This window comes from Paraburkholderia mimosarum LMG 23256 = NBRC 106338, from assembly GCF_000739815.1.
In the GTDB taxonomy this organism is placed as follows: domain Bacteria; phylum Pseudomonadota; class Gammaproteobacteria; order Burkholderiales; family Burkholderiaceae; genus Paraburkholderia; species Paraburkholderia mimosarum.
In genome coordinates, this window is record NZ_BBJJ01000004.1 from 164524 (window position 1) to 190363 (window position 25840).

Genomic DNA, 25840 nt, shown 5'->3' on the forward strand with positions numbered 1-25840 from the left:
GTCGCCCGTCTTTTTTTGTACCTTTTCCTATGCTCAAATTCGCCAATCAACCGCATGCGCCCTCGTGGTACGCGGCGAGCGTCAACGACACGACGGCCCACCCCATGCTGGAAGGCGCCATTGAAGCCGATGTCTGCGTGATCGGCGCGGGCCTCACGGGGGTTTCCGCTGCGCTCAATCTTGCCGAACGCGGCTACCGCGTCGCACTCGTGGAAGCCTCGCGAGTCGGATGGGCCGCGAGCGGGCGCAATGGCGGGCAGTTGATCGGCGGCTTTGCCTGCGATATCGATACGTTCGCGCAGTTCATGCCCGAAGCCGAAGTCCGGCAGATCTGGAACATGGGCCTCGAAACGCTCGATATCGTGAAACGGCGCGTCAAGCAGCACGGCATCGATTGTTCGCTCACGCCAGGCTATTTCACCGCCGCGAACAAGGCGCGCGACGTGGATGCGCTTAAGCGCTGGCGCGATGAAGCGGCGCAGCGCTTCGGCTACGACCGTTTCCAGTACGTGGATGGCGATGGCGTCGGGCGCTATGTGCAGTCGTCGCGCTATCGGGGCGGCCTCTACGATCCCGATAGCGGGCATCTGCATCCGCTCAATTACACGCTCGGCCTCGCGCGCGCCGCCGTCGAAGCCGGCGTGCGCATATTCGAAAACAGCCCCGTCACGCGCCTGCGCGACGAAAGCGGCACCCACGTGGTCGAAACCGAACGCGGCAACGTACGCGCGAAATTCGTTGTGCTCGCATGCAATACGTACCTCGGCAACCTCGCACCCGCTCTCGCGCGCAAAATCATGCCCGTTGGCACCTACGTGATCGCCACCGAAAAGCTGGGCGCCGATCGCATGAAGGCCCTCATGCCCGCCCAGGCCGCCGTATGCGACAGCCGCTTCGTGCTCGACTACTTCCGGCCCGCGCCGGACACACGCCTGCTGTGGGGCGGCAAAGTGAGCTATTCGACATTCGCGCCGCCGAATCTGGGCGAAGCCATGCGCCGCGACATGCTCAAAACGTTTCCGCAACTCGCCGATGTAAAGGTGGAGTACGCATGGGGCGGCTACGTGGACATCACGATGAACCGTGCGCCGCACTTCGGCCGCCTCTCGCCCACCGTGTATTTCGCGCAGGGCTTCTCGGGTCACGGCGTGAACACCACGGGACTCGCGGGTACGCTGATCGCCGAAGCCATTCACGGCCAGGCCGCGCGCTTCGACCTGTTCGGCAAGATCCGCCACCGCGATTTCCCGGGCGGCGCTACACTTCGAACCCCTGCCCTCGTGCTCGCGATGGCGTGGTACCGAATGAAGGACCTGCTCTGATGACACTCGACCTCGACGCCCAGGCGAACGCACTCGCCCGCGACTCGTACTACGAAGCCACTGCCACGCGCCCCGCCGCTGACGACCCCGTTCTCGAAGGCGCGCTCGACGCCGACGTCTGCGTGATCGGCGCGGGCTTCGCCGGGCTTTCGGTCGCGCTGGAGTGCCGCGCGCGTGGTCTCTCCGTCGTGGTGCTCGACGCGCATCGTCCGGGTTGGGGCGCTTCGGGCCGCAACGGTGGCCAAACGCTCGTGGGCTTCGCAAAAGACGAAGTGCTTGAAAAGCAGCTCGGCTCGCAGGGCATACGCGCCGCGTGGGCGCTCTCCGTCGAAGGCGTGAACCTCGTGCGCGAGCGCATTGCACGGTACGGCATCGATTGCGATTTCACGCCCGGTTTTCTGACCGTCGCGACCAAAGCGAAGCGCGTTCCCGATTTGCGCGCGTGGATGGACGCAGCACGCACGCGCTGGGGCTACGACCGCCTCGAATGGCTCGATACCGAAGCCACGCGCGCACGCGTGGCCTCGCAGCGCTATATCGCAGGCGTTCATGATCCCGTTTCCGGGCATCTGCATCCGCTCAAGTACTGTCTTGGCCTCGCCGCTGCCGCGCGCCGCGAAGGCGCGCAACTGTTCGCGCATACCCGCGCGCTCGAGGTCGTGCGCGGCGCGCGGCCCGTCGTGAAGACCGCACGCGGCGAAGTGCGCTGCCGCTTCGTCGTGGCCTGCTGCAACGCCGCGCCGGGCGGCGTGCTGCCTGCCGACGTGGCCGCACGCATCGCGCCCATCGCCTCGTACATCATCGCCACCGAGCCGCTGGGGCGCGAACTGGCAAACTCGTTGATCGCACAACGTTCTGCCGTGTGCGACAACAACTTCTTTCTCGACTACTTCCGCGTTTCGGCAGACGACCGGATGCTGTTCGGCGGCCGCGCCGATTCGACGGGCGCGGCGCCCGCGCGACTCACGGCGGCCATGCAGACGCGTATGAGCGATACGTTCCCGCAGCTCGCGGCGGCGCGCGTGGAATACGCATGGGGCGGCTTTGTCGACGTCACGCGCAATCGCGCGCCGGACTTCGGCGCGATCGACGCGAATTATTACTACGTGCAAGGCTTTTCCGGGCACGGCGTCGCGCTAACCGGCATTGCGGGGCGCCTCGTTGCACAGGCGATCGTGGGTGAGCGCGCTTCATTCGATCTGTTCGCGCGCCTGCAACACGCGCGCTTCCCCGGCGGCCCCGCGTGGCGGCGCCCCGCACTCGAAATCGGCATGCTCTATCACCGCGTGATGGAGATGTTCTGAAGCGGCGCGCCCTGCACGTTGTCCCTCGCTGTTATACCCTTGCGAAAGTCCGCCGCCCTCGCGCGGCGCACGAGCTTCCCCTGCTTCATTCGCTTTTTCGCCAGGAGCAACAGCAATGGATTACGTCAGATTCGGCTCGACGGGGCTGCAGGTTTCGCGTCTTTGCCTCGGTTGCATGACCTACGGCGTGCCCGAGCGCGGCACGCACCCGTGGACGCTCGGCGAGGACGCCAGCCGACCGCTCATCCGCCAGGCGCTCGACGCCGGCATCAACTTTTTCGACACCGCAAACACCTATTCGGACGGCACTTCCGAAGAGATCGTTGGGCGGGCGCTGCGCGACTTCGTCAAGCGGGACGACATCGTGCTCGCAACGAAGGTCTACAACCGCATGCGGCCGGGCCCGAACGGTCAGGGGCTTTCGCGCAAGGCCATCCTCACGGAAATCGACCATAGCCTCAAGCGCCTCGGCACCGATTATGTCGATCTTTATCAGATCCATCGGTGGGACTACAACACGCCCATCGAAGAGACGCTCGAAGCGCTGCACGATGTCGTGAAGGCGGGCAAGGCGCGTTACATCGGCGCTTCGTCCATGTATGCGTGGCAGTTCGGCAAGGCGCTCTACACCTCGCGTCTGCACGGATGGACCGAATTCGTGAGCATGCAGAACCATGTGAATCTGCTCTATCGCGAGGAGGAGCGCGAAATGCTGCCGCTGTGCGCCGATCGGGGTATCGCCGTGATGCCGTGGAGCCCGCTCGCCCGTGGCCGCCTCACGCGCGACTGGAGCGAAACGAGCGAGCGCGAAGCCACCGACAAGTTCGGCAAGACGCTCTATGGCGCCGATGCTGACAAAGCCATTATCGATGCGGTCGCAACGATCGCGCGTGCGCGCAACGTCTCGCGCGCGCAGGTCGCGCTCGCCTGGTTGCTGCAAAAGCCCGGCATCACCTCGCCGATCATCGGCGCATCAAAACCCCATCATCTCGAAGACGCCGTCGCGGCGCTCTCCCTGACGCTCACCGACGAAGAGGTCGAGGCGCTCGAAGCACCCTACTTGCCGCACGTGATCGCCGGGCATCAATAACGCGTCATCGAGAGGCCGGCAAACGCTCGCGCACGATTTGCGCGAGCGTCTGGATGAGCGTGTCGGCCACGCGCGGCGGCGTCTCCGCATAGCCGAGCAGGAAGCCGTTGTAGCGCGCCGCATCGGGGGCATCGAGGCAGTACGCGCTCAGCGGCGAAAGCTGGAGGCCATGCGCACGCGCGGCTTCGCTCACTTCGACGTCGGCGAGCGGCGCGTCGAGGCGCACGCTCAGGTGCATGCCGCCCGCGTCGGCCGAGACCGTCATCATGCCCGCGAGATGCTTGTCGATGGCCGCGACGAGGCCGTCGCGGCGCTCTTCGTAGAGTTTGCGCATGCGCCGCAAATGGCGCGAGTAGCGCCCGCTTTCGATGAAATCGGCCAGCGCCAGTTGCTCCGCCACGCGCCCCTGGCGCACGAGCGTGAGGTGGGCCTGCGCGAACGGCGCGACCACGCGCTGAGGCACGATCATGAAGCCGATGCGCAGGGCCGGAAAGAGCGTTTTGCTGAAGGTGCCGAGATAGATCACAGGGGCGTCGTCGGCGAGGCCCTGGATCGACGGCAACGGCGGCCCGTCGTGGCGCAGTTCGCTGTCGTAGTCGTCCTCGATGATCCACGCCCCGCACGCGCGCGCCTGCTCGATGAGCGCGAGCCGCCTTTCGAGGCTCAGCACGCAGCCAAGCGGATACTGGTGCGACGGCGTGAGATAGACGAGGCGCGGCGGCCGCTCGCTCCAGTCCTCGGCGCGCGCGGCCATGCCCGCTGCGTCCACGCTCATCGGCACGAGTTGAAGGCCCGCGGCTGCGAAGGACACGCGCGCGCCGAGGTAGCCGGGATTTTCGATCCATGCACGCTCGCCCTCGTCCGCAAAGATTCGGGCGCAGAGATCGAGGCTCGCCTGCGTGCCGTCCGTGACGAACACCTGCTCGGGCTGGCAGCGCACGCCGCGCGAAACTCGCACATATTGCGCGATCGCCTGGCGCAGCGCGGGCATACCCGCGCTGTCGCCGTAGCCGAGATCGTGCGCGCGCAACTCGCGCAGCGCGCGCTCGACCGCGCTGCGCCACTGCGCGTACGGAAACTGGTCGAGCGCGGGCACGCCGGGGCGCAGCGCTCTTGCGCCATCGCGGTTCGCGCGACGCGGCGGAAGTTCGCGCACGCGGCGCGCGAGTAGAGGCGTGCCGGGGTGAGGCGGCGCGGTTTGCGCGGGTGTTGCCGTGCCGCCCGCGTTGACGGCATTGACGACCGAACCGTGACGCGTAGCGCTGACAAACCCCTCTTCCACGAGCCGCTCGTACGCATACAGCACGGAGTTGCGGGCAATGCCGAGCTGCTCCGCAAGCGCGCGGCTCGAGGCGAGGCGCGTACCTCGGCCAATGTCGCCGTCGAGAATCGACCGGCGCAGGCTCTCGTAAAGCAAGTCCTGCTGCGTGAGCTTGCGCACGGCGCGCTTCGCATAGGCCGCCATCATCAATGCATAGTCCAACCCGTGGCTCCATCAATTGCGGTTTCGGTGGGACTAACAATGGTGCCACAAGTCGCTTACGCTTTGAGGCTTGACGATGCCTGAAAGGAGACCAACCATGACCGACACGACGCTTCACGTGCGCGCCGTCGCCCGCGACGATTTCGACGCATGGCTGCCGCTGTGGAACGGCTACAACCGCTTTTATGGGCGCTTTGGCGAGACGGCACTGCCGGAGCACATCACGCGCACGACATGGTCGCGCTTTTTCGACGGCTACGAGCCAATGCACGCGTTCATCGCCGTGCGCGGGGAGCGCGTGCTCGGCCTCGTGCACTTCATCTATCACCGCAACACGATCATGGAAGGGCCGATCTGCTATCTGCAGGATCTCTTCACCGTGGAAGACGCGCGCGGCCAGGGCGTGGGCCGCGCGCTGATCGAGGCCGTGTATGCGCACGCGAAAGACTCGAACGCGTCGCGCGTGTACTGGCACACGCACGAAACGAACCACACGGCCATGCGCCTTTACGACGACGTGGCGAACAAGCCCGGCTTCGTCATGTATCGCAAGGACATATGAAGCGCCTCAGGCGAGGTCCTTGAGCAGCGACGCGCGCACCTCGCCGTCGAGGGTCTGCGTCGGCACGCGGTAGTGCGGATGATCGCAGCCTATCGCCAACGCGGCGCCTTCGCGCAGCCGCGTCTTCATTTGCGGCGTGAGTTCGAAGCGCACGAAATGCACCGCCGAAGTCTTTTCGGCGTTCTCGCGTTCGAGATCTTCGTCGGCGATCGCATACACGGGCGGTTCGCCCTCCACCTGAACGAACACCCTGTCCTCGATGCCGATGAGCCGCGCGAGCGCCGCGCGCCGCTCGATTTCGCTCTCGTATTCGAGCTGCATGGTCGCCTTCAGGTTGCTGCCGTCCGGCACGAGCGGCAAGTACGCCGCAAGCTCGCCCTGAATGCCGTCTTCATCGAAAATCTTTTCGATGTGCAGCATCTCCTGGATCTGGTAGCGAATCGTGGTCTCGTCCTCGAACAGGAACGTGAGGTGGTTGCCGAGCGAAACCACGCGCTGCTTCTTGTGCTCGATGATGCGTTTGCGCATGTCGCCTCGCACCCTGGCATAGGCTTCCAGCGTCAACAGCGAATTTCTGGCGATCGTCATGAGTCGTGCCTCGTGTCCGTTGCATGATGGCGGCGCCGCTCAAATGCCATAGGCGCGGCGCAGCAACGTGATGGGGTGAGCGAGCGGCGGCTCGCCAAGCTGGTTTTCCTCGATGCCCTGCGCGATATGATGGCCCGCGAGCTGGCAGTCCGACGAGATGAAGTCGGGCGCGGCCTGGCCCATCTGCTTGAACACAGGCGTGCCGATCTTCATCGACATTGCGTGGAATTCCTTCTTCACGCCGAACGTGCCCGCATGGCCCGAGCAGCGCTCGACCACGGTCACTTTCGTTTCGGGCACGAGCGAGAGCAGGTCGAAGGTCTTGCGGCCGATGTTCTGCACGCGCGCGTGACAAGGCACGTGATACGACACGTTGCCGAGCGGCGCGCGGAAGTCGGTCTTGAGCAAGCCATCGCGATGACGCGCCACGAGATACTCGAAGGGATCCCAGAACGCATCGCTCACGGCTTTCGTGTTGGCGTCGTCGGGGAACATGAGCGGCAGTTCGTGCTTGTACATGAGCACGCAGCTCGGCACCGCGCCGATCAGCGCATAGCCTTCGCGCGCGTAGCGAGCGAGCATCGGCATGTTCTGCGCCTGCTTGTGCGCCACGCCCTCCAGGTTCCCTTGCTCCAGCAGCGGCATGCCGCAGCACCATTCGCTCTTCACCAGCTCATAGGGAATCTCGTTGTGGTCGAGCACCGCGAGCAGGTCGTGGCCGATGCCCGGCTCGTTGAAATTCACATAGCAGGTCGCGTAGATCGCGACCTTGCCCGGCGTGCGCTCGCCGTCGCGCACCTCGCTCGCGGTCGCGCGTTTTGCAACGTTACGGAACTTGTGTGCGGCGAAGTCGGGCAGCCACGCCTTGCGATCGACGCCCAGCATGTCCTCCATGGCGCCGCGCATCGCCTTCGTGTGATTGATCGCGTTCACCGTTTGCGTGACGACGGGAATGCCGGCGAGCTGGCCCAGCGCATCGGTGTTCGAGAGCACGCGGTCGCGCAGCTTCACTTCGCCCTTGCGATAGTGCACGGCCTTGGCGCGCAGCATGAGATGCGGAAAATCTACGTTCCACGGGTGCGGCGGCACGTAGGGACACTTCGTCATATAGCAGAGATCGCACAGATAGCACTGGTCGACGACCTTGCCGTACAACGATTTGTCGACGTCGTGCGCTTCGCCGGTGTCGGTCTCGTCGACGAGATCGAAGAGCGCCGGAAACGCGCCGCATAACGACACGCAGCGCCTGCAGCCCGCGCAGATGTCGAATACGCGCGCAAGCTCGGTGTCGAGCTGCGCCTGATCGTAGAACGCGTCCGAGCGCCAGTCGAGCGGATGGCGGGTGGGCGCTTCGAGACTGCCTTCCTTGTGGGGCATGACGTCTCCTTCTTCTAGTTATCGGCTGGGCGCGCGCGAACGCGCGCCGGATCCTGCCCGGCACGCGAAAAAAAGCGCGCGTGGTGCACGCGTGCCGAGCCGGGGCACGCAGCGATGCTCAGTCCGCCAGCACTTCCAGCGCTTTCGTATAGCGGTTGGCGTGGCTGCGCTCAGCCTTCGCGAGCGTCTCGAACCAGTTCGCGATCTCGTCGAATCCTTCCTCGCGCGCCGCCTTGGCCATACCGGGGTACATGTCCGTATATTCGTGCGTTTCGCCCGCAATCGCCGCCTGCAGATTCTGGCGCGAGGTGCCGATCGGCAGTCCGGTTGCCGGGTCGCCTACCGCCTCCAGATATTCGAGGTGGCCGTGCGCGTGGCCGGTTTCGCCTTCAGCGGTCGAGCGAAACAGCGCCGCGACATCGTTCTGCCCTTCTACGTCGGCCTTCGCTGCGAAATACAGATAACGGCGGTTGGCCTGCGATTCGCCGGCGAATGCATCCTTGAGGTTCTGTTCCGTCTTCGAGCCCTTTAGCTGTGCCATCTGTTCCTCCGTCTTTCGACCTGATATTGGGGACGCGACGCAATTCGCCTTCGTGCGCTGCAGAACGGAGGGCGAGTCCGCCGCACTATTAATCTAGATTGTGGCCTCTGTCTTCCCAATTGTGATTTTCAATCCGGTCGATAGTGTCACCGGGTTTACGCGGGCATCAGCGAGGGCGCTCCGGGCATGCGCCGTGCGCGCGACGATCTGCCCCGCGCGAACTGCTTTGCGCGCCCGCAGACTCGTTCTAGACTTGGGAATGCCGACGCGCCCGTTCAATCTTTACGGAGATGCCATGCGACTTACGATCCTGATCAACGGTTCCGATCCGACCGTCAATCATGACTATGCAGTGCTCTGGCTCGACACCGATCAGCAACGCTGGTCCCGCGAGTCCCATGAAGGGATCGACCTGCCGGAATGGGGGGAATTACGCGACGTGAATGGTGTCACGTCGCTGTGTGCGCCGCTCGAGAACGAGCCGCTGTGCACGCTGCGCGGGCTGCATGTGAACCGCCGCCAGGAAATCAGTTCCGCGCACGGCGACGCGACCTGGTCGTGTGAAGCATCGCACTCGCCAATGGAGGGCCAGTGGCGCCTCCAGGCCGTGGACCGCCAGCAGGTCCACGCCGAACATGCGCTTTTTGCAGGCTGAGTCGCTACAGGCGTCTCGACCGATTGACTGATTGAATGCAGGCGGCATCGTTCGCCGTCTCGCTCCTCGCGCAGCAACGCAATGCTGCCGCGCTCATTGCATCTGGTTGTGCGTCCGCTCTGACGTGACGCGCGCTCGCGCCCGCCCATGAGGCGGGCGCGCGTTTTTTTGCGCCACGCGTTTCGCGCACGTCATCACGGCCGCTATACTTTCAGGCCGCCTGATCCCACCCCGGTCCTGTCAGTTCCCCGATGAAGAAGCTGTTTGTCTCGCTGATTTCCTCCCTGATGCTCGCAGCTGCGAGCCATGCCTCGGCCGCGCCTGCCTGTTCGCAATTCGTGCCCGACGGTCAATTCCCGACGCTCACGAACCCGCGCATGGCGCCGAAAACGCGCGTGCTCTGTTATTCGGATTTCGTCGTGCTGCATTCGGGCATCACGCACGGGCCGCTGTGGTCGGCCGAGCATCTCACGCGCGATCACCTCGAAGCCGCAAAGGACATGACGCGCACGAACCGCTTCTTCGAAGACGACCGCCTGCCCGAAGGCGAAGGCGCGACGCTCGCGGACTACAAGCGCAGCGGCTTCGACCGCGGTCACATGAGCCCCGCGGGCAATCGCTGGAATGCGCAGGCGATGGCGGAATCGTTTTCACTCGCGAACATCGTTCCGCAGAATCGCGACAACAACCAGCGTCTTTGGGCCCATATCGAAACCGCGGTGCGCAAGCTCGCGACGAAATATGGCGAGGCCTGGGTCGTGACCGGCCCGCTCTTCACGGGTGCTCAACTCCAGACGATCGGAGCCACGCGCGTGCTCGTGCCCACGCGGATCTTCAAGGTCGTGTACGTGCCTTCGCAGCAGCTCGCGTTCGCCATCGTCGCGGACAACGCGGCCGTCGATCGCTATGAAGTACGCTCGGTGCGCGACCTCGAGGCGCAGAGTGGTATTGCGTTCCCCGGTATTCCGGCGGAGGCGGCATCAAAGGAGAAAGTGTCGTTCAACGGCCGCAGCTTCGCTGTAAGCCGGTGGGGCTGGTAAAGAGCCGGGCGCACGAACGCCTGGCGCGCTAGTTATCGAGCCGCGAGACCGGTCGGCGCAAGCCGGGTTCATGGCGCGCCCTGCGAGCTCGCGACGAGCCACGCGGCCAGGGCGAGCGAGCCGCCTGCGAGAAATTCCCTTCTCTTCATCGGCTTCGGCATCCTTCCTGATTCCTGCTACAGCTTCGGCAGCCAGGCAAGCGGATCGACAGGCTTGCCGTTCTCCCGCACTTCGAATATGAGGGCGGAAATGCCCGCGCCATCGGTGCCGCTCATGGCGATCGGCTGGCCCTGCTTCACCGGGTCGCCTTGCTTGACGAGCAGCTTGCCGTTGTGGCCATACGCCGTGACGAGATTCGCGCCGTGTTTCACGACGACGAGCTTGCCGTAGGACTTCATGCCGCTCCCGGCATAGACCACGCGCCCCGCCGCCGCCGCTCTCACCTGCTGGTCCGCCGGACCCGCGATCACCACGCCCTTCGATTTCCCCTTGAAAGATTGCGCGACGCTGCCTTCGATCGGCCAGACGAAGCGGGCCTTGGCGCGGGCGGGGGCGGACGGCGTTGGCGTGGCCGCGGACGGCACGCCGCCGGTCGCCGCGGGAGGCGCGATGCGCAGGAGCTGACCCACCCGGATCTTTCCGTCGGCGGGAAGCTTGTTCCAGCTGAGGAGGTCGGCGCGCCGTTGCCTGTGGGCTTTCGCGACGCCATCGAGCGTGTCGCCGGGCTTCACGCGGTAGAAGCCGGATGCGGTTTTGGCCCCCGCTCCGGTGGCGGGCAACGTCGATGCGTCAATGACCTGCGGCGGCACCGCAGCGGCGCTCACGCCGGCGTCCTCCACCGTCTCCCCGTCGGCGCTCTCGGTGGCATTCCATGGCGTAATCGTGCAGGCGCCCAAGGCGAACACAAATGTGAAGGCAAGCGCCGCTCCGATCGCGACACGCGGGGCCGGGGCGTGCCTCGCTGCCCCACGATGCAGGCCGCGCATCGTCAAGCCCGCGGATCGGCGTCAGACGCCGTGTCCGTCCCGTTCAACGTTCCCTGCGCCAGCGCCGCGAGCGCGCCGGCGATTTCGGCTACCTTATCCAGAATTCCCATCGATGACTCTCCCGCAATGATAAAAACCGTCCGCGCCGGTGGGCGCAAGTGCGTCATCATCGTTGGTTTGCCTGGGGAAGCCGTGGTTTAGCGCGTGCGAGTTGACCTGTATCAGCGTGCGACGCATGCGGGTCTCAGGCTTTGTCACTGGCATGACAGATCACCCGCAAATTGCTGCGGAAAAGACGAAGTCGCGTGCGGGAATCGACGAACCGGGTAGCCCGTATGGCGAGCGGCTTTCTATAATGCGGGCCGCAGGATCGCAGGCGCCAGCGGGTCCTCCATCGGCCAGGAGTGCGATGGAGCCTCAGGCGCATGGCCGCCGTAACGCATAGGAGGATCAAAAGGTGTTCGACGCATTCGCAAACGACGACGACGTCCTGAACGTGCAGGGCGACGCGCTCACGCTCACGAACGGCACAACACGCGTGACGCTCGCCGGCACACTCGAACTCACGCGCGACAAGCGCGGGCTCGCCGCCGCGCTGGCGCTGAAGGCGGCGCTCGACGACGTCGTGAAGAAGCTGCAGACGGACCCGCAGCTGCCCGCGAAAGTCGCCGACGAGCCCGACCAGAAGCCGGGCGTCGTCGACAATCCGTTCAACTGAAAAACGTGCACGCGGAGGTTGATCCCCTGGGTCGACTGGAACGGCAAGGCTACTCTCGTTCGGGCATCTTCGGCCGCCATCACTCACCGTCGATGCCCTCGCTGCGCAGGGCATCGAACCGACTACACCGCGCCGAAGCCGCCCGGTGCCGCGAGCGGCGGCAGCGCCGACTCGCCGCGTATCCATGCGTGCTGCGCAAGGCTTGCCATTTCGCGGTCGCCGCGGCTGTCGCCATAAGCGTAGAGCGTGGTGGGCGCGCGAGCGCCCCACCAGGCGCGCAGCCGCGCGACCTTCTCCGGGCCCCAGCAGTTCTCGCCCGCGAGATGGCCGGTGTAGACCCCATCGCGCCATTGAAGCTCGCTCGATAGCACCGTGCCGATGCCGACCGTCTGCGCCCACATACGCAGATAAATCGAGGGCGACGCGCTCACCAGCACCACTTCATGCCCGAGCGCCTGGTGCTCGGCCAGGCGCGCCAGCATCTCGGGGCGCAGCAGCGCGCCCAGGCGGCGCTCGACGAAGCGCCGCGCGGCGGCTTCGAGCGCCTCGTGCCGCACCGGTCCCATCGCGGCGTAGAGGAAGCGCGCCTTGGTCGGCCCGCGCGGCGACCAGCCGAGCGGGACGCCGATGAGCCAGGGCAGGCAGCGCAGCGCGGCCGCGGCGAAGCGGGCCGGCCCCGCGGCGTCGAGCACGAAGGCTCGAAAACTGTCGGACGTGGTGATGGTGCCGTCAAAGTCGAAGGCGGCGACGACGCGGTCATTCATGTAGCGTGACGAGCAAACGTGGAAGAGAAAAGCGACGCGGCGAGGCGCGGCAAACCGGCGTCATTGTCGACGCAAACGCAAGGCGGCTGCAACGTAAGGGGACGCGCATCTTGCGCTATTGACTCAATCGGTCAATATGTATTCACATGCCAGACGAATCGCCGTACCTGAATCGACCGGTGCATGTCGCATCGGCCAAGCGAAGGATTGCGAGTTCGCGCCGGTCAGCCCGACGATCATAATAATTTTGGAGCCGGAGAGACATCCATGAGAAGCCTGACCGAACAACTCACGCAGTACGCGGCCTATCACCGCGATACGCGCAACATCGGCACACATTTCATCGGCATTCCGCTCATCGTGCTCGCGCTGGCCGTGCTGCTTTCGCGCCCGGCCATCGCCCCTGGCGCGGCCGGACTGCCGGTCCCGGTCTCGCCGGCATGGCTGCTCTTCGGCGCCTCGACGATCTACTACCTCGTTCTCGACGTGCCGCTCGGCCTCATGATGGCGGTCGTCTGCGCCGCGTGCGTGGCTTTCGGCGCGTGGCTCGCGCAGCTAGGCACGGCCGCGTGGCTGGGCGGCGGCGTGGCGCTGTTCGTCTTCGGGTGGATCTTTCAGTTCGTCGGGCATATCGCGTGGGAGCATCGCAAGCCCGCTTTCGTCGACGATCTCATCGGCCTCATGATCGGACCGCTCTTCGTGCTCGCCGAAGCATTGTTCAGCATCGGCTGGCGCCCCGAATTGCGCTCGGCGATCGAGGCCAGGGTGGGGCCTACGCGCATCAATCCGCCGCGCGGGCGCGAAGCGCGGCAGTAAAGGGGGGTTGCGCGACCCTCAGCGCTCAAAGCGCACGAGCCGCGCCGCATGCACCGCCGTGAGCGCGACGGCGAGCCAGATCGGCACATAGGTCGCGAGCTGGCGAAGGCCGAGATGCTCGCCCAGCAGCGTCACCGAAACGATCACCAGCAGCACCGGCTCGACATAGCCGAGGATGCCGAACAGCGCCATCGGCAGCAGGCGGCTCGCCTTGAGGTACGACGCGAGCGCCACTGTGCTCAGCACGCCCAGCCCCGGCAGCAGCACGAAGGCGAGGAAGCGGTGCGCGTCGAGCAGCGCGAGCGAGCCGCCCGCGCGCACCTGGATCACCGCGGCGGGCACCAGCAGCACCATCTCCACGGCAAAGGTGACGAGCGAGTCCGCGTGGATCTTGCGGCGCAGGACGAAATACGGCGGGTAGCCCAGCGCGACGAGCAGCGTGGGCCACGAAAACGCGTGCGTCGCCCACAGTTCGTGCGCCACTCCCATGGCCGCGCATGCCACCGCGAACCCTTGCAGCGGCTCGAGACGCTCGTGATAGTAAAAGCGGCCCACCAGCACCATGACGAGCGGCAGCAGGAAGTAGCCCAGCGACACCTCCAGCATGCGGCCATGCAGCGGCGCCCACAGGAACACCCACAGCTGCGAGCCGAGCAGCGCGGCGCTCGCCGCCAGCGCGAGCATGGTGCGCGGTTCGCGCACCATGCGGGCGATGAGCGCGCGCAGCTGCGGCGCACGCTTGCGCAGCACCAGCAGGGCCAGCGCCCCGGGCGCAGTCCAGATCACACGCCACGCGAAAATATCGAGGCCGCCGAGCGGCGCAAGCAGCAGCGTATAGGCCGACATCAGCGCGAACAGCGCCGAAGCGCCCACGGAAAGGCCGATGCCGCGCCCGGGTTCGTACGGGTTCATCGGCATGCGCGGTTATGGCAAACGGAAAGGGAGCGTTCGGGAACGGCGCGGCGCGCGCATTGCGCCAGCGCGGGTAAAAACGTTGTCATTTGAATTGGGTATTGAATAAGGCACGAGCCGGCTAACGCGCCGGCGAGACCGCATTCTAGTCGCGTTTGGGCAGGGCGAGGCGCAGCAAACCGTTGCCGGGCAAGGCGGGCACGCGGTGTGCGCTCCCGGTGCTTCGCCGCAGCCGAACAAATTAGTCCTGCAGACCGCACCACGATGGACTAGAACGTAAGTCTCGCTGCGCCAGCCCGCCCATGCAGTAATCGGCTGGAATCCATCGCAAAAAGCGGGATCCTTTCCACCGAAGCCGCGCCCATGCGCATGCGAGCGCGCGGCTTTCCCGCCGGCCGCCGCGATCGCGACGCCGTCCCGAAGTCCAACGCCCCTGGAGCCCCGCATGACATTTTCTGCGCCCCGCCCCGCCGTTGCCGACCCCGCCCGTGCATTCGACCGATCACTCGCCCTTTCTCCCGCCGCCAGTGAATTCGCCGCCGAAGTGCGCGCGGGCCTGACGCGCTCGCCGCAAAAGGAACTGCCGTCGAAATATCTGTATGACGAAGTGGGCTCCGCCCTCTTCGAGGTGATCACCGTGCTGCCTGAATACGGCGTCACGCGCGCCGAGGAGCGTCTGCTCACGCGCTACGCGGCCGAGATCGTCGAGGCACTGCCCCGCGACGTCACCGTCGCCGAGCTTGGCAGCGGCAGCGGCCGCAAGACGCGCCGCATTCTCGAAGCGCTGTGCCGCAAGCGCCCCACCTCGTACTGTCCGATCGAGATCTCACGCACCGCGCTACAGTTGTGCCGGCGCGAACTGGCCGATATCGAGCGCATTTCCATCGTCGGCTATGAGCGCGACTATCTCGCAGGCCTTGCCGAAGTGAGCCGCAAGCGCAAGAACGGCGAGCAGCTGTTCGTGCTCTTTCTCGGCAGCACGATCGGGAACTTCGCGCGCCTCGCGGCCACGCGCTTCCTGCGTGACATCCGCGCGATGCTGCGACCCGGTGACTCGCTGCTGCTCGGCACGGACCTCGTGAAGCCCGTCGATACGCTGATCGCCGCGTACGACGACGCCATCGGCGCCACGGCCGCGTTCAACCTGAACCTGCTTGCGCGCATCAACCGCGAGCTCGACGCCGACTTCGACCTGCACGACTTCGAACATGTCGCGCGCTTCAATCCCGACGTGCGCAGCGTCGAAATGCATCTGCGCGCGAAGCGCGCGGTGCGCGCCCACGTGCACGCGGCGCAGCTCACCGTCGAGATCGGCGCGGGCGAGACGATCTGGACCGAGAGCAGCCACAAGTACCACGCCGACGAAATCCCGTCGATCGCCGCCGACGCAGGCTTCCAGTGCGCGCGCCAGTGGATCGGGAAGGAGTGGGGATTCGCAGAGAGCCTGCTCGCAGTGAAGTGAAGGGAATGTGAAACGAAAGAGCGGTGCGCCTTTCGCAAGGCGCACCGCTCTTTATCGGGCAAATTCAGTGCTGCTCGAAGCGTTCGTAACGCTTTTCCGTCGCGCGCTCCTCGCTCTCCACCGAACTCACGCGGGCGGCCGGTGGCCCGTGGCGCAGCCACGAGAGCATGCGGTCCACCTGGTTCGCCGTGCCCTGGATCACGGCTTCCACAGACCCGTCTTCCATGTTCGCGACGTAGCCGCGAATGCGCAACGCGTGCGCCTGGCGCACCGTCGCATGCCGAAAACCCACGCCCTGCACCGTCCCGCGCACGCGCACGTAGTACGTTTCGAGGCGCGCATCCAGATCCGGTTCGCTCATTGCTGAATCTCCTGTTCCCATGCCCGTGCATTCGTTACGGTCGGCATTGTAGACGCCAACGCGCACCCGCGCCGGGCCCGCGCCACGTACAATCCGTGCCACCTTAGCGGCGCGGCGCACTTCGCGCCGGCCATCGAACCCGAAAGCGAACACACAATGACTGACACCTCCCGAGCCAACCGGGATCTCGTGCTGATCACCGGGGCGTCCGGTTTCGTCGGCTCGGCCGTCGCCCGCATCGCGCAGGAAAAGGGCTACGCCGTGCGCGTGCTGGTGCGCGCGACGAGCCCGCGCAAGAACCTCGAAGCGCTCGACGCCGAGATCGTCACCGGCGACATGCGCGACGCCGCCTCGATGCGCCGCGCGCTCGACGGCGTCCGCTACCTTTTCCACGTGGCCGCCGACTACCGCCTGTGGGCGCCCGATCCGCACGAAATCGAGCGCGCCAATCTCGAAGGCGCCGAAGCGACCATGCGCGCGGCGCTCGACACGGGCGTGGAGCGCATCGTCTACACGAGCAGCGTGGCGACGCTCAAGGTCACGAGTTCGGGCAACTCCGCCGACGAGACTTCGCCGCTCACGGCCGAGCAGGCGATCGGCGTGTACAAGCGCAGCAAGGTGCTCTCCGAACGCGCCGTGGAGCGCATGATCGAGCGCGACGGGCTGCCCGCCGTGATCGTCAATCCGTCCACGCCGATCGGCCCGCGCGACGTGAAGCCGACGCCCACGGGCCGCATCATCGTCGAGGCGGCGACGGGGAAGATTCCCGCGTTCGTCGACACGGGCCTGAACCTCGTGCACGTGGACGACGTGGCCAACGGGCACTTCCTTGCGCTGGAGCGCGGGCGCATCGGCGAGCGCTACATCCTCGGCGGCGAGAATCTCCCGCTGCAGCAGATGCTCGCCGACATCGCCGGCATGGTGGGCCGCAAGCCGCCCACGATCGCGCTGCCGCGCTGGCCCCTGTACCCGCTCGCGATGGGCGCGGAAGCCGTGGCGCGCTTCACGAAGCGCGAGCCGTTCGTGACCGTCGATGCACTGAAGATGTCGAAAAACAAGATGTATTTCACGTCGGCGAAAGCGGAGCGCGAGCTGGGGTATCACGCGCGGCCGTATCGTGAAGGCTTGAAGGATGCGCTCGCGTGGTTCCGGGAGGCGGGCTATCTGGACGGCAAATGAGCGCGGCGAGGAAATTGTTACAACTTTTCTTGCAACATGCGTACAACGCCGGAAGGGCAATGCGTGCGCGCTATGGGTAAAATCGCGGGTCTTACCTGAGAAGCCCGCATGAATCTTCAAGACCAGATTGGCGTGCTCGAAGCGGGCATCGATCAGCTCCTTCAGGCCGCCGCCGTGCATGCACCGCGTGCCGATGAACGCGCCGCAGCCGCTTCCCGCCACGAATCCTCCGCTGCAACCGGCGAAGCGGCGCACGCCGCCGCGCAAGCCGAAGCCGTGGATATCGCCGACGCGGGCAATGCCTGCGCCGAAGGCGCCACGCCAGCGCAAGCCGTAGAAACTGCAAACGCAACCGTGACCGAAAGTGCAGAAGAACCCGCCGAACCCGCAGCCGACACGGCACGTCCCGCCGGCGCGCAGCCGGAGCTGCTCGTCGCGCGCCCGTCCCAGAACGAAATCACGCTGACGATCGGCGGCCAGACCGTGACGCTCAACGCGCTGCAAGTCGGTCAGATGATCGAGGAGCTGTCGAACGCGCGCGCCTCGATGCAACCGGAACCGCCGCCCGGCATTCCGCCCGGCTGGCGTTTCGCATCGACGAAGAATCCCATGATGGCCGTACAGAAGCAGTCCAACGGCGACCGGCTGCTGGTGCTGCGCCACACGGGCCACGGCTGGGTGCCGTTCACGTTCTCGCCCGATATCGTCGTGCAGATGTACATGATGCTCACGCAGCGCTAACGCGCGAGCGGATAGCACAAGAAGAAAGGGCGCCGGGGCGCCCTTTTTTGCGATTAAGCCATGCGTGCCAGATCTTGTAGACTTCGTCGCCGTTGCGTTTGCCCACGACGAGCACCTCGACCGTTTCGCCCGCAATCGCATAGATCACACGATATTCGCCAGCATCGAGCCTGCGTTCACCCCGAGTAGCGCCACGCAATGGCTGACTGTCGTGCGGTTCGGGGTTACTCAAAAGCGCAAGAATCGCCGTAACGACCTGGCGGTACTGCTTCGCGTCAAGGCTTTGACAGGCCTTCAGCGCCTGCTTCGTCATCCTTAGGTTCATTCACCGGGTTCCTGGCATCGCGCAGGAACGTCGCAACCTCGTCATTGCTCGCAAAACCTTCCTTGCGGGCGACTTCGGCCTCGATCAGCCAAAGCTTTTCCTCCAGTTCCTGGACACGCGCACGCAGGCTTTCGAAGTCGCGCTTCGAAACCACGTAAGCCGTCAGCCGCTCGTGCCTCGTGATGCCTACCGGGCGGCCCAGGGCCTCGTCCAGAACTTCGCCGAAACGGGTCTTGGCGTCCCTCGCACTGTAAGTTACGAGGGTGTTGCTGTTCATAGCTGCCTCTCTCAGGGGAAAAATCATCGCGCTTACCGCTCCTCGCCCTGGGTCCGGCTAATTTATCGGCAAATCGAGCGACTGCGCGAATTCAGGGAGTGCCACTGGATCTCGCGCAAGGATTTGCCGGGCGGCGCCGGCCTAGGCCCGAGATGCCAGGGCGCAAAACAGAGTAGACCAAAGAAGCCATAAAAGTCAATGCGGTCCAAAGTGATCACTTTGGACCGCATTGACGGAGATCAGCGCCCCTGCACCGGCGCCTGCACACGCGCCTTCCACTGTCCGCCCTTGCCGCGCCAGAAACGCCACGCCGAGGCGAACGTCGCGCCCACGTAGAACAGAGCGACCAGCGGCAGGAACGGTGCCCATAGCGGCGAGCGCCGGTAGTAGGCGAGCATGGGCGAGTAGGCGCAGCACATCAGCGCCCAGGCGATCCACGCGGGCCAGCCCTTCGGCCCGAGCACGAGCGCCACCACGGGCGGCGCGAGATAGATCACCGTCATGCCGACGATCGTGCCCGCGAGTTGCCACGCCGAGTAGTGCAGCTGCGTGAACGCCGTGCGTGCGATCATGTTCCAGATGTCTTTCCACGAGTCGTAGGGGCGCAGCGATACGCTCTTCGCGGCGACGTCGAGCCGGATCGGGTGGCGACCTTCGCCGCGATGCTTGATGCGCGCGGCCAGGCTGCAATCGTCGATCAGTTCGGCGCGGATCGACTCGATGCCGCCTGCCTCTTCGAGCGCCACGCGGCGCACCAGCATGCAGCCGCCAGCCGCGGCCGCCGTGCGGTTCTTCGGATTGTTGACCCGGGAAAACGGGTAGAGCTTCGCGAAGAAGAATACGAACGCCGGAATCAGCGCCTTTTCCCAGAACGAATCGCAGCGCAGACGCACCATCAGCGAGACGAGATCGCGGCCCTCCGCCTGCGCACGCACGACGAGTTGCGCGACGGCCTCGGGCGGGTGGCCGATGTCGGCGTCGGTGAGCAGCAGGTAGTCGGCGGGAAGCTTGAGCGTGCGCACGGCCTCGATGCCTTGCGACTGCGCCCAGACCTTGCCCGACCAGCCCGGCGGCAAAGGTCTCGCCGTGATCACGCTGAGCTTTTCCGGGCACTGCAGCGCGAGCGCGGCGGCGCGGGCGGCTTCGGCGGTGCCGTCGGTGCTGTGATCGTCGATCACGATCACGTGAAATTCGCCGCCGTAGTCCTGCTGGAGCAGCGAGCTGACGGCCTCGCCGATCGCGTCGGCCTCGTTGCGCGCCGGGACCACGGCGCACACGGCCGGCCAGCCGGCCGCCGGCTCGACGAGGGGCAGCGGCTCGGCCGGGCGCGCGCGCCAGAAGCCGCCGCGCCCGAACAGCAGGACGAGCCAGATCAGCAGCGAGAGGCAGGAGACGGCAAACAGAATGGTGGTAGTCATGCGTTATTGCTCTCGATCGCGGGTGCGCGCACGCCCACGCGGCGCGACACCCACATGGCCGCCGTGCGCAGCAGCAGCACGGCCCAGTCGGGGGCGCGCAGCACGGGCCGCGCGCGGAACACATCGTAATCGTTGCGCTCGATGACCTCGAGCATGCGCAGGCCGCCATGGACCACGCTGCACAGTTCGAGACCGCAGCGCCCCGGCACGCGCAGCGCGAGCGGCGCGCCGCTCACCATCAGCGCCCTGGCGTGCGCAATCTCATTCGCCATGAGTCCGCGCCAGGCGTCGTCCACGACGCCCGCGGCGATCTGCGGCTCCGTCACGCCGTGGCGCTGCAGGTCGGCGAGCGGCAGGTAAATGCGGCCGCGTCGCCAGTCTGCACCCACGTCCTGCAAGAAGGTGATGAGTTGCAAGGCCGTGCAGATCGCGTCGGAATCGGCAAGATTTTCGGGCGTCGCCTCGTGAATCAGGTGCAGCATGAGGCGGCCGACGGGGTTTGCCGAGCGCCGGCAATAATCGAGCAGCCCGGATCGGTCGGCATAGCGCGTGGTGTCGATATCCTGATCGAACGCCGCGACGAGATCGTAAAACGGCGCCAGCGGCAGGTGGCATTCGCGCACCACGTCCGCAAGCCTGGCGAACAGCATGGGGTGCACGCCCGCCGGACGGCCTTCGGCAACGGCGTTCAGGCCTTCCCGGAAATCGGCGAGGCGCGCGTGGCGCTCCTCGGGGCTCCAGTCGCCCTCGTCCGCGATGTCGTCGAGCGTGCGCGCGACGCGGTAGATCACGCCGACAGGCGCGCGCAGCGCCTTCGGCAGCAATACGCGCGCTACCGGAAAATCGTCGTAGTGGTCGGGTTGCATCAGGGCGTCCAGAATGGGGTCGTATCCTGCGGCGCCAGCCGGCGGGCCACGGGACGCGTTATTTTAAGGGTTCCCGGCGCATGCTGCACTGCGCAAGAGCCGCACTCGCGCTCCGTGGTATCGATCGCCACCGCGCCCCGTGGGCTTGCGCGCAGCGTGCGGGGCGCAATGTCGCGGGGCCCTTTTTGGCGAAGCCTGTCGCCGCGCCTGGGCGGCCGTCGCGCGCACGCTGCACCTGTGAGGGGTCTATACAGCAAAGGAAAGGCGGAGGGGTTAAAATGCGCGTCTGGTTTTTTCTTCCGTCACCGTTTGACGGATTCTTGCATCTTAATAATTAGACAGCCGCCGGCGATCAGGTCATCTTTACCGATTCGCTCGCCTTTTGCGGCAGTCGGAGTTCGCCACCTTATGCGAGTGATCCTTGCCCAACCCCGCGGCTTTTGTGCGGGGGTTGTCCGCGCCATCGAAATCGTCGATCGCGCACTGCAGAAGCACGGCGCGCCCGTCTATGTGCGCCATGAAATCGTCCACAACCGTCACGTGGTCGAAAACCTGCGCAACAAGGGCGCGCGTTTCGTGGAAGAGCTCGACGAAGTGCCGCAAGGCGCCGTGGCGATTTTCAGTGCCCACGGCGTGGCGAAGACCGTGGAACGCGCCGCCGAGGAACGCGACCTCGACGTGCTCGACGCCACTTGCCCGCTCGTCACGAAGGTTCACGTGCAGGGCCGCCAGTACGTTGCGGCGGGCCGCACACTGATCCTGATCGGTCACGCCGGTCACCCTGAAGTGGAAGGCACGATCGGCCAGATTCCCGGCACCGTGCTGCTCGTGCAGAGCGAGGCCGATGTTTCGAAGCTCGATCTGCCGCTCGATGCGCCGCTCGCCTACGTGACGCAAACCACCCTTTCGGTGGACGACACGCGCGGCATCATCGACGCGCTGCTCGCGCGGTTCACCGACATCGTCGGCCCGGATACGCGCGACATCTGCTACGCGACGCAGAACCGCCAGGCAGCGGTGCGCGAACTGTCGGATCAGGTGGACGTGCTGCTCGTCGTGGGCGCGACGAACAGTTCGAACTCGAATCGTCTGCGCGAGATCGGCAGCGAAACGGGTGTGCCGAGCTACCTCGTCGCCGACGGGTCGGAAGTGAAGCCCGAGTGGTTCGCCAATGTGCAAACGGTCGGCATCACGGCCGGCGCATCGGCGCCCGAAGAGATGGTGGAGAACGTCATTGACGCGCTGCGCGCGTTGGGGCCTGTCGAGGTGTCGACGATGGCGGGCCGTGAAGAAAAAGTCGAATTCAAGCTGCCGGCGAAGCTCTTGCAACCGCTCGTCGCGCGCGAAGTTTAAGGAGGACACGTCTTGTCTATTCCGCTGCTACAGAAAGTCCGCGTTGGCTCATACATCTTTCGCCAACATTTCAGCGGCAACAAGCGCTATCCGCTCGCGCTCATGCTCGAGCCGCTGTTCCGCTGCAATCTCGCCTGCAATGGCTGCGGCAAGATCGACTATCCGGATCCCATCCTGAATCAGCGTCTGTCGCTGGAAGAATGCCTCGAAGCTGTGGACGAATGCGGCGCGCCGGTCGTTTCCATCGCAGGCGGCGAGCCGCTGCTGCACAAGGAAATGCCGCAGATCGTGAAGGGCATCATGGCGCGCAAGAAGTTCGTGTATCTCTGCACGAACGCGCTGCTCATGGAAAAGAAGATGGACGACTACGAGCCGAACCCGTATTTCGTCTGGTCGGTGCACCTCGACGGCGACCGCGAAGCGCACGATCACTCGGTCTCGCAGGAAGGCGTGTACGACAAGGCCGTCGCGGCCATCAAGGAAGCCAAGCGCCGCGGCTTCCGCGTGAACATCAACTGCACACTGTTCAACGACGCCGTGCCCGAGCGCGTGGCGAAGTTCTTCGACACGGTCGGAGAGATCGGCGTCGACGGCATCACGGTATCGCCGGGCTACGCGTACGAGCGCGCGCCGGACCAGCAGCACTTCCTGAACCGCGACAAGACCAAGAACCTGTTCCGCGAGATCTTCAAGCGCGGCAACAACGGCAAGAAGTGGTCGTTCAGCCAGTCGAGCCTGTTCCTCGACTTCCTCGCGGGCAACCAGACCTATCAGTGCACGCCGTGGGGCAACCCGGCACGCACCGTGTTCGGCTGGCAAAAGCCCTGCTACCTGGTCGGCGAAGGCTACGTGAAGACCTTCAAGGAGCTGATGGAGACGACCGAGTGGGACAAGTACGGTACGGGCAAGTATGAGAAGTGCGCGAACTGCATGGTCCACTGCGGCTTCGAAGCCACTGCCGTGCTCGACACCGTCGCCCATCCGCTGAAGGCGCTGAAGGTCGCGGTGAGCGGTCCGAAGACCGAAGGCGCGTTCGTCAAGGACATCCCGCTCGAAGGTGCGCGTCCGGCTGAATACGTGTTCTCGCGCCACGTCGAGATCAAGCTCGAAGAGATCAAGAACGCGGCCAAGACCAGGAAGCCGGCTACGGTCGCGGCAAGCTGAAGCGGCTTGCGCTGCAAAGCGGACATGCGAAAAGGGCGCAACGGTTCTGGCCGTTGCGCCCTTTGTCTTTTTCGGTGAGGCGTCGAGCGGCGCGCGCCGTTCAATGCCCCGCCGCCGGCGTCCACCGATACACCACCGCGCTCGCGCCGTTGTAGTTGTCCTTCGTCACCACATACTCGCCAGTCGAGCGCAGAAACGCGCGCAGGCCGTACATCGAATCAACGTCGTTGCCCACGTACACCGTATTCGGGCTGCTGTTGACGAACGTCGTATCGATCGCGCCGGTCGTAAGGTTGAACGCGTCGATGTTCGGCACGGTGTGCACGTAGCCCACGAACAGATAATTGCCGGCGGCCGCAATCGATTTGGGATTCGCACTCGTGAGGGTGATCACCGGGCCCGGCGCGCCCGTATTGCCGGCGAGCCAGCCGTGATAGACCTCCACGCGTGTGCCGACCGCCGTCCAGTCGGTGATGCTCGCGTCTTCTCCCGTGAGGATCATCGTGTCGCTTTCGGGCAGATAGACGATGCGCGTGAGGCGCGAGATCGTGGCTGGAACCGGCGTGGTGAGCGCCGCGCTCCAGAGCGGCTTGCCGCTTGCATCGAAGCCGGTCAGCGGGTAGTGGGTAATGGCGTTCGTCTTGTCGAGGCCCACCCAGAGATCACCCTTGCTGTCGAGGCAAAAGCCGTTGCGCGCCGGCGCCGTGGTGTTGAACGCCGAACCCGGCAGCGTGTAATCGGGAATGGCGATATATCCGCTCGCCGCGTTGAAGTGGAAGAAGTAGAAGGTATCGGGATTCTGGCCCGCGGCCACGAGAATACGCTGTCCGCTCACGCTCGCGACCTGCGCGAAATGCTCGCCGCGCGAGATGTCAGCGAGATTGATGCGCGGATCGGACGGGTACGTGATGGGATCGATGGTGTTGGCGACGAAGGTGCCGCCGGCCGTGCCCGAATAGAGGTTCGTGCCGCCGTAGAACATCGCGCCGTCGGTGGCGGGGTCCGGCGTCGCGTTGCCTTCGAAGTTCACCGCCTGGAGCTTCCAGCGCAGCGTGCCGGTGCCGTCGTATGCCTGGATGTCGGTGCCGCCGTTGCGGCCGAGGTCCCGCGAGCCGCCCCACGGATTGTTGAGCACGTACAGCGTGCCCGACGAGTCCTTGCCGATACCGGTCACGCGCGTAAAGCGCTTGTCGCCGACCTGCCCCTTGATGCCGGACGTCGTATCCAGATAGCCGCCCCTCACGCCGAACGTGCCGGCGAAGTACGGTGTGCTCGCCACGCTGTAGTTCTTGATGTTCATGTCGGGACCCGAGTCCCCGATCATCAATTGCAGGCTTTGCGAATCGAAGTACAGCGACGACGGCCGGGCACTGGATCCCAGCTGGATGGTGTTGAGAAGCTGCCCGCCGGGGCCGAACTGGAGCACGGCGCCCGCGTTTTTCTGCGCGACCCAGAGGTTGCCGCTCGCGTCCACGGCCAGCGCGCCCGGGCCGGCCACGCCGATGTCGCGTTGCCAGACGCCATCCGTGGTGTACACGCGCACGCGGTTGCCGGGGAAATCGCTTGCGTAGAGCAGCGAGCCGGATGTGGCGAGTCCGGTGACGACATCGGCGAGTTTTTCGGTCGTATCGGCGCTCACGGCGATCAGCAGATCGCGTGCGCCGCTCGCGCGGTTGTAGCGTCCGACACTGCCGCTGCCATACGCGGCGTTGTACTGCATCGCGACGAACAGAGAAGTCGCGTTGCCCGTGATCGCACCGCCCTGGAAGTCGCCGTGCCCGCCGATCGAGCCGAGGCTCTGGCCGTTCTGGTAGAGGGCAACGCCACCTTCGTTTTCATCCCACATCGACGCCGTGTAGATCACGCCTTCGGGCGCGACCCACATCGAGCGGGCCGCATTGCCCACGCGAGTCGCGTTGGTGCCATAGGTATTCGCGATCCAGTCGGTGGAGTATTGCGCTTCGCAAAGCGGCGCAATCGTGGCCGTGAGGGTTGCCGCCAGCCATGCGACACCAATTCGATGAAGGATCATGAGATGTCAGTTGTTTCGCATACCTTACGGTACGAGTGTTCAAGGTGCGGTGTCGCTAACGACGACGCCAGCGGAAACAAGCGCGCAGTCCGGTCCCGGACGAACCGGATCCGTGCGCGGCGCCATGCGTCGGACAGGTGTGGAACGTTGTAAAAGTTAACGGCGTAGCGCCGCAAGAATTGAGCGCGTTTTGCTGGCGACCCGCGGCCGCGCCGATGACAGGCGAAAAAAAAAGCGCAACGGCCTTTGCCGTCGCGCCTTGCATCGAATCGCCCAGCGAAATCTCAGCAGCACTTCCCCGCGCCCGCCCCATACCGCGCGTTTTGCCGCTCGCGGAAAAACTGCTCGTACGTCATCAGCGGGCGGTCGGGATGCGTCGCGCGCATATGCGCGACATAGCCCTCGTAGTCGGGCAGACCCACCATCAGGCGCATGGCCTGACCCAGATAGCGCCCGGCGGTCTGCACGTTGTCGCAAAGTCCCGAGAACATGATGTGCTCCGTT

The 25840-nt window shown here is 65.4% G+C and carries 27 protein-coding genes; 13 read left to right on the forward strand and 14 right to left on the reverse strand.

Going from position 1 to position 25840, the window contains the following annotated elements:
- Nucleotides 1-29 precede the first annotated feature (29 nt).
- The 3 genes from BMI01S_RS04850 to BMI01S_RS04860 all read left to right on the forward strand — a co-directional run bounded on the left by BMI01S_RS04850 (nucleotide 30) and on the right by BMI01S_RS04860 (nucleotide 3716).
- Nucleotides 30-1322, forward strand: a complete 1293-nt coding sequence (locus tag BMI01S_RS04850) for an NAD(P)/FAD-dependent oxidoreductase (RefSeq protein ID WP_028231304.1) — start codon at nucleotides 30-32, stop codon at nucleotides 1320-1322.
- Complete coding sequence (locus BMI01S_RS04855; protein WP_028231303.1) at nucleotides 1322-2626, forward strand: NAD(P)/FAD-dependent oxidoreductase; 1305 nt, start codon at nucleotides 1322-1324, stop codon at nucleotides 2624-2626. Before BMI01S_RS04850 ends, BMI01S_RS04855 begins: the two co-directional genes overlap by 1 nt.
- 115 nt (nucleotides 2627-2741) lie before the next feature.
- Entirely contained in the window at nucleotides 2742-3716 is a 975-nt protein-coding gene (locus BMI01S_RS04860; protein ID WP_028231302.1) for an aldo/keto reductase, read from the forward strand.
- A gap of 4 nt (nucleotides 3717-3720) precedes the next feature.
- Here BMI01S_RS04860 and pdxR read toward each other — a convergent pair whose 3' ends face one another.
- The gene (pdxR, locus tag BMI01S_RS04865; protein ID WP_028209811.1) at nucleotides 3721-5199 is read right to left on the reverse strand and encodes a MocR-like pyridoxine biosynthesis transcription factor PdxR; all 1479 of its coding nucleotides are present in this window, start codon (nucleotides 5197-5199) and stop codon (nucleotides 3721-3723) included.
- A gap of 97 nt (nucleotides 5200-5296) precedes the next feature.
- Here pdxR and BMI01S_RS04870 point away from each other — a divergent pair, with 97 nt between their 5' ends.
- Nucleotides 5297-5761 (forward strand): GNAT family N-acetyltransferase, encoded by a 465-nt coding sequence (locus BMI01S_RS04870; protein WP_028231301.1) that lies wholly within the window; start codon nucleotides 5297-5299, stop codon nucleotides 5759-5761.
- A gap of 6 nt (nucleotides 5762-5767) precedes the next feature.
- On the opposite strand, the gene BMI01S_RS04875 is transcribed toward BMI01S_RS04870, so the two are convergent.
- The 3 genes from BMI01S_RS04875 to BMI01S_RS04885 all read right to left on the reverse strand — a co-directional run bounded on the left by BMI01S_RS04875 (nucleotide 5768) and on the right by BMI01S_RS04885 (nucleotide 8267).
- On the reverse strand, nucleotides 5768-6349 hold the full coding sequence (locus BMI01S_RS04875) for a DUF3501 family protein (RefSeq protein ID WP_028209813.1): 582 nt from the start codon (nucleotides 6347-6349) through the stop codon (nucleotides 5768-5770).
- A gap of 39 nt (nucleotides 6350-6388) precedes the next feature.
- A complete protein-coding gene (locus tag BMI01S_RS04880) occupies nucleotides 6389-7726 on the reverse strand; it encodes a heterodisulfide reductase-related iron-sulfur binding cluster (RefSeq protein WP_028209814.1) in 1338 nt (445 codons plus the stop codon).
- A gap of 118 nt (nucleotides 7727-7844) precedes the next feature.
- On the reverse strand, nucleotides 7845-8267 hold the full coding sequence (locus BMI01S_RS04885; RefSeq protein WP_028209815.1) for a rubrerythrin family protein: 423 nt from the start codon (nucleotides 8265-8267) through the stop codon (nucleotides 7845-7847).
- Nucleotides 8268-8562: 295 nt separating this feature from the next.
- Here BMI01S_RS04885 and BMI01S_RS04890 point away from each other — a divergent pair, with 295 nt between their 5' ends.
- Entirely contained in the window at nucleotides 8563-8922 is a 360-nt protein-coding gene (locus tag BMI01S_RS04890) for a DUF3564 domain-containing protein (RefSeq protein ID WP_028209816.1), read from the forward strand.
- 251 nt (nucleotides 8923-9173) lie between these two features.
- Nucleotides 9174-9962 carry a DNA/RNA non-specific endonuclease gene (locus tag BMI01S_RS04895; RefSeq protein ID WP_028209817.1) on the forward strand — a complete coding sequence of 263 codons (789 nt, stop codon included), beginning with the start codon at nucleotides 9174-9176 and terminating at the stop codon, nucleotides 9960-9962.
- 176 nt (nucleotides 9963-10138) lie between these two features.
- Here BMI01S_RS04895 and BMI01S_RS04900 read toward each other — a convergent pair whose 3' ends face one another.
- On the reverse strand, nucleotides 10139-10867 hold the full coding sequence (locus tag BMI01S_RS04900; protein WP_244145277.1) for a peptidoglycan DD-metalloendopeptidase family protein: 729 nt from the start codon (nucleotides 10865-10867) through the stop codon (nucleotides 10139-10141).
- A gap of 538 nt (nucleotides 10868-11405) precedes the next feature.
- Between BMI01S_RS04900 and BMI01S_RS04905 the strand changes: the two genes are divergently transcribed.
- Nucleotides 11406-11666, forward strand: coding sequence for a hypothetical protein (locus BMI01S_RS04905; RefSeq protein WP_028209818.1), 261 nt, complete (start codon nucleotides 11406-11408; stop codon nucleotides 11664-11666).
- A 122-nt stretch (nucleotides 11667-11788) separates the two neighbouring features.
- On the opposite strand, the gene BMI01S_RS04910 is transcribed toward BMI01S_RS04905, so the two are convergent.
- Nucleotides 11789-12430 carry an HAD family hydrolase gene (locus BMI01S_RS04910; protein ID WP_028231299.1) on the reverse strand — a complete coding sequence of 214 codons (642 nt, stop codon included), beginning with the start codon at nucleotides 12428-12430 and terminating at the stop codon, nucleotides 11789-11791.
- Between the two features lie 267 nt (nucleotides 12431-12697).
- Here BMI01S_RS04910 and BMI01S_RS04915 point away from each other — a divergent pair, with 267 nt between their 5' ends.
- On the forward strand, nucleotides 12698-13246 hold the full coding sequence (locus BMI01S_RS04915; protein ID WP_028231298.1) for an Mpo1 family 2-hydroxy fatty acid dioxygenase: 549 nt from the start codon (nucleotides 12698-12700) through the stop codon (nucleotides 13244-13246).
- A gap of 18 nt (nucleotides 13247-13264) precedes the next feature.
- Here BMI01S_RS04915 and rarD read toward each other — a convergent pair whose 3' ends face one another.
- On the reverse strand, nucleotides 13265-14158 hold the full coding sequence (rarD, locus tag BMI01S_RS04920) for an EamA family transporter RarD (RefSeq protein WP_028231297.1): 894 nt from the start codon (nucleotides 14156-14158) through the stop codon (nucleotides 13265-13267).
- Between the two features lie 445 nt (nucleotides 14159-14603).
- Between rarD and egtD the strand changes: the two genes are divergently transcribed.
- Complete coding sequence (egtD, locus tag BMI01S_RS04925) at nucleotides 14604-15620, forward strand: L-histidine N(alpha)-methyltransferase (RefSeq protein WP_042288475.1); 1017 nt, start codon at nucleotides 14604-14606, stop codon at nucleotides 15618-15620.
- Nucleotides 15621-15684: 64 nt separating this feature from the next.
- Here egtD and BMI01S_RS04930 read toward each other — a convergent pair whose 3' ends face one another.
- Complete coding sequence (locus BMI01S_RS04930) at nucleotides 15685-15981, reverse strand: acylphosphatase (protein ID WP_028209822.1); 297 nt, start codon at nucleotides 15979-15981, stop codon at nucleotides 15685-15687.
- A 156-nt stretch (nucleotides 15982-16137) separates the two neighbouring features.
- On the opposite strand from BMI01S_RS04930, the gene hpnA reads away from it, so the two are divergent.
- Together hpnA and BMI01S_RS04940 are read left to right on the forward strand one after the other, a co-directional pair.
- Nucleotides 16138-17160, forward strand: a complete 1023-nt coding sequence (gene hpnA, locus BMI01S_RS04935; RefSeq protein ID WP_028209823.1) for a hopanoid-associated sugar epimerase — start codon at nucleotides 16138-16140, stop codon at nucleotides 17158-17160.
- A 108-nt stretch (nucleotides 17161-17268) separates the two neighbouring features.
- The gene (locus tag BMI01S_RS04940) at nucleotides 17269-17901 is read left to right on the forward strand and encodes a hypothetical protein (RefSeq protein WP_028209824.1); all 633 of its coding nucleotides are present in this window, start codon (nucleotides 17269-17271) and stop codon (nucleotides 17899-17901) included.
- On the opposite strand, the gene BMI01S_RS04945 is transcribed toward BMI01S_RS04940, so the two are convergent.
- The 4 genes from BMI01S_RS04945 to hpnC form a co-directional block, all read right to left on the reverse strand.
- Nucleotides 17888-18214 carry a type II toxin-antitoxin system RelE family toxin gene (locus BMI01S_RS04945; protein ID WP_208460978.1) on the reverse strand — a complete coding sequence of 109 codons (327 nt, stop codon included), beginning with the start codon at nucleotides 18212-18214 and terminating at the stop codon, nucleotides 17888-17890. The two genes, BMI01S_RS04940 and BMI01S_RS04945, sit on opposite strands and share 14 nt — an antisense overlap.
- Nucleotides 18177-18503 (reverse strand): type II toxin-antitoxin system Phd/YefM family antitoxin, encoded by a 327-nt coding sequence (locus BMI01S_RS38020; RefSeq protein WP_161635532.1) that lies wholly within the window; start codon nucleotides 18501-18503, stop codon nucleotides 18177-18179. The genes BMI01S_RS04945 and BMI01S_RS38020 overlap by 38 nt, the downstream gene beginning before the upstream one ends.
- Nucleotides 18504-18742: 239 nt before the next feature.
- A complete protein-coding gene (locus tag BMI01S_RS04955; protein ID WP_028209826.1) occupies nucleotides 18743-19921 on the reverse strand; it encodes a glycosyltransferase in 1179 nt (392 codons plus the stop codon).
- Nucleotides 19918-20787 (reverse strand): squalene synthase HpnC, encoded by an 870-nt coding sequence (gene hpnC / locus BMI01S_RS04960; protein ID WP_028209827.1) that lies wholly within the window; start codon nucleotides 20785-20787, stop codon nucleotides 19918-19920. Before hpnC ends, BMI01S_RS04955 begins: the two co-directional genes overlap by 4 nt.
- Before the next feature lie 408 nt (nucleotides 20788-21195).
- Here hpnC and ispH point away from each other — a divergent pair, with 408 nt between their 5' ends.
- Nucleotides 21196-22140 (forward strand): 4-hydroxy-3-methylbut-2-enyl diphosphate reductase, encoded by a 945-nt coding sequence (gene ispH, locus BMI01S_RS04965; RefSeq protein ID WP_028209828.1) that lies wholly within the window; start codon nucleotides 21196-21198, stop codon nucleotides 22138-22140.
- 12 nt (nucleotides 22141-22152) lie between these two features.
- On the forward strand, nucleotides 22153-23304 hold the full coding sequence (gene hpnH / locus BMI01S_RS04970) for an adenosyl-hopene transferase HpnH (protein ID WP_028231296.1): 1152 nt from the start codon (nucleotides 22153-22155) through the stop codon (nucleotides 23302-23304).
- Between the two features lie 100 nt (nucleotides 23305-23404).
- Here hpnH and BMI01S_RS04975 read toward each other — a convergent pair whose 3' ends face one another.
- Nucleotides 23405-25336, reverse strand: coding sequence for an SMP-30/gluconolactonase/LRE family protein (locus BMI01S_RS04975; protein WP_028231295.1), 1932 nt, complete (start codon nucleotides 25334-25336; stop codon nucleotides 23405-23407).
- Between the two features lie 284 nt (nucleotides 25337-25620).
- Nucleotides 25621-25827, reverse strand: a complete 207-nt coding sequence (locus BMI01S_RS04980) for a YbdD/YjiX family protein (RefSeq protein ID WP_028231294.1) — start codon at nucleotides 25825-25827, stop codon at nucleotides 25621-25623.
- Between the last annotated feature and the right edge of the window lie 13 nt (nucleotides 25828-25840).

Bases quoted from the DNA above. Each gene is read 5' to 3' on its own strand.
- BMI01S_RS04850 (WP_028231304.1), top strand. From the start codon at position 30: ATGCTCAAATTCGCCAATCAACCGCATGCGCCCTCGTGGTACGCGGCG.
- BMI01S_RS04855 (WP_028231303.1), top strand. From the start codon at position 1,322: ATGACACTCGACCTCGACGCCCAGGCGAACGCACTCGCCCGCGACTCG.
- BMI01S_RS04860 (WP_028231302.1), top strand. From the start codon at position 2,742: ATGGATTACGTCAGATTCGGCTCGACGGGGCTGCAGGTTTCGCGTCTT.
- BMI01S_RS04870 (WP_028231301.1), top strand. From the start codon at position 5,297: ATGACCGACACGACGCTTCACGTGCGCGCCGTCGCCCGCGACGATTTC.
- BMI01S_RS04875 (WP_028209813.1), bottom strand. From the start codon at position 6,349: ATGACGATCGCCAGAAATTCGCTGTTGACGCTGGAAGCCTATGCCAGG.
- BMI01S_RS04880 (WP_028209814.1), bottom strand. From the start codon at position 7,726: ATGCCCCACAAGGAAGGCAGTCTCGAAGCGCCCACCCGCCATCCGCTC.
- BMI01S_RS04885 (WP_028209815.1), bottom strand. From the start codon at position 8,267: ATGGCACAGCTAAAGGGCTCGAAGACGGAACAGAACCTCAAGGATGCA.
- BMI01S_RS04890 (WP_028209816.1), top strand. From the start codon at position 8,563: ATGCGACTTACGATCCTGATCAACGGTTCCGATCCGACCGTCAATCAT.
- BMI01S_RS04895 (WP_028209817.1), top strand. From the start codon at position 9,174: ATGAAGAAGCTGTTTGTCTCGCTGATTTCCTCCCTGATGCTCGCAGCT.
- BMI01S_RS04910 (WP_028231299.1), bottom strand. From the start codon at position 12,430: ATGAATGACCGCGTCGTCGCCGCCTTCGACTTTGACGGCACCATCACC.
- BMI01S_RS04915 (WP_028231298.1), top strand. From the start codon at position 12,698: ATGAGAAGCCTGACCGAACAACTCACGCAGTACGCGGCCTATCACCGC.
- rarD (WP_028231297.1), bottom strand. From the start codon at position 14,158: ATGAACCCGTACGAACCCGGGCGCGGCATCGGCCTTTCCGTGGGCGCT.
- egtD (WP_042288475.1), top strand. From the start codon at position 14,604: ATGACATTTTCTGCGCCCCGCCCCGCCGTTGCCGACCCCGCCCGTGCA.
- BMI01S_RS04930 (WP_028209822.1), bottom strand. From the start codon at position 15,981: ATGAGCGAACCGGATCTGGATGCGCGCCTCGAAACGTACTACGTGCGC.
- hpnA (WP_028209823.1), top strand. From the start codon at position 16,138: ATGACTGACACCTCCCGAGCCAACCGGGATCTCGTGCTGATCACCGGG.
- BMI01S_RS04940 (WP_028209824.1), top strand. From the start codon at position 17,269: ATGAATCTTCAAGACCAGATTGGCGTGCTCGAAGCGGGCATCGATCAG.
- BMI01S_RS04945 (WP_208460978.1), bottom strand. From the start codon at position 18,214: ATGACGAAGCAGGCGCTGAAGGCCTGTCAAAGCCTTGACGCGAAGCAG.
- BMI01S_RS38020 (WP_161635532.1), bottom strand. From the start codon at position 18,503: ATGAACAGCAACACCCTCGTAACTTACAGTGCGAGGGACGCCAAGACC.
- BMI01S_RS04955 (WP_028209826.1), bottom strand. From the start codon at position 19,921: ATGACTACCACCATTCTGTTTGCCGTCTCCTGCCTCTCGCTGCTGATC.
- hpnC (WP_028209827.1), bottom strand. From the start codon at position 20,787: ATGCAACCCGACCACTACGACGATTTTCCGGTAGCGCGCGTATTGCTG.
- ispH (WP_028209828.1), top strand. From the start codon at position 21,196: ATGCGAGTGATCCTTGCCCAACCCCGCGGCTTTTGTGCGGGGGTTGTC.
- BMI01S_RS04975 (WP_028231295.1), bottom strand. From the start codon at position 25,336: ATGATCCTTCATCGAATTGGTGTCGCATGGCTGGCGGCAACCCTCACG.
- BMI01S_RS04980 (WP_028231294.1), bottom strand. From the start codon at position 25,827: ATGTTCTCGGGACTTTGCGACAACGTGCAGACCGCCGGGCGCTATCTG.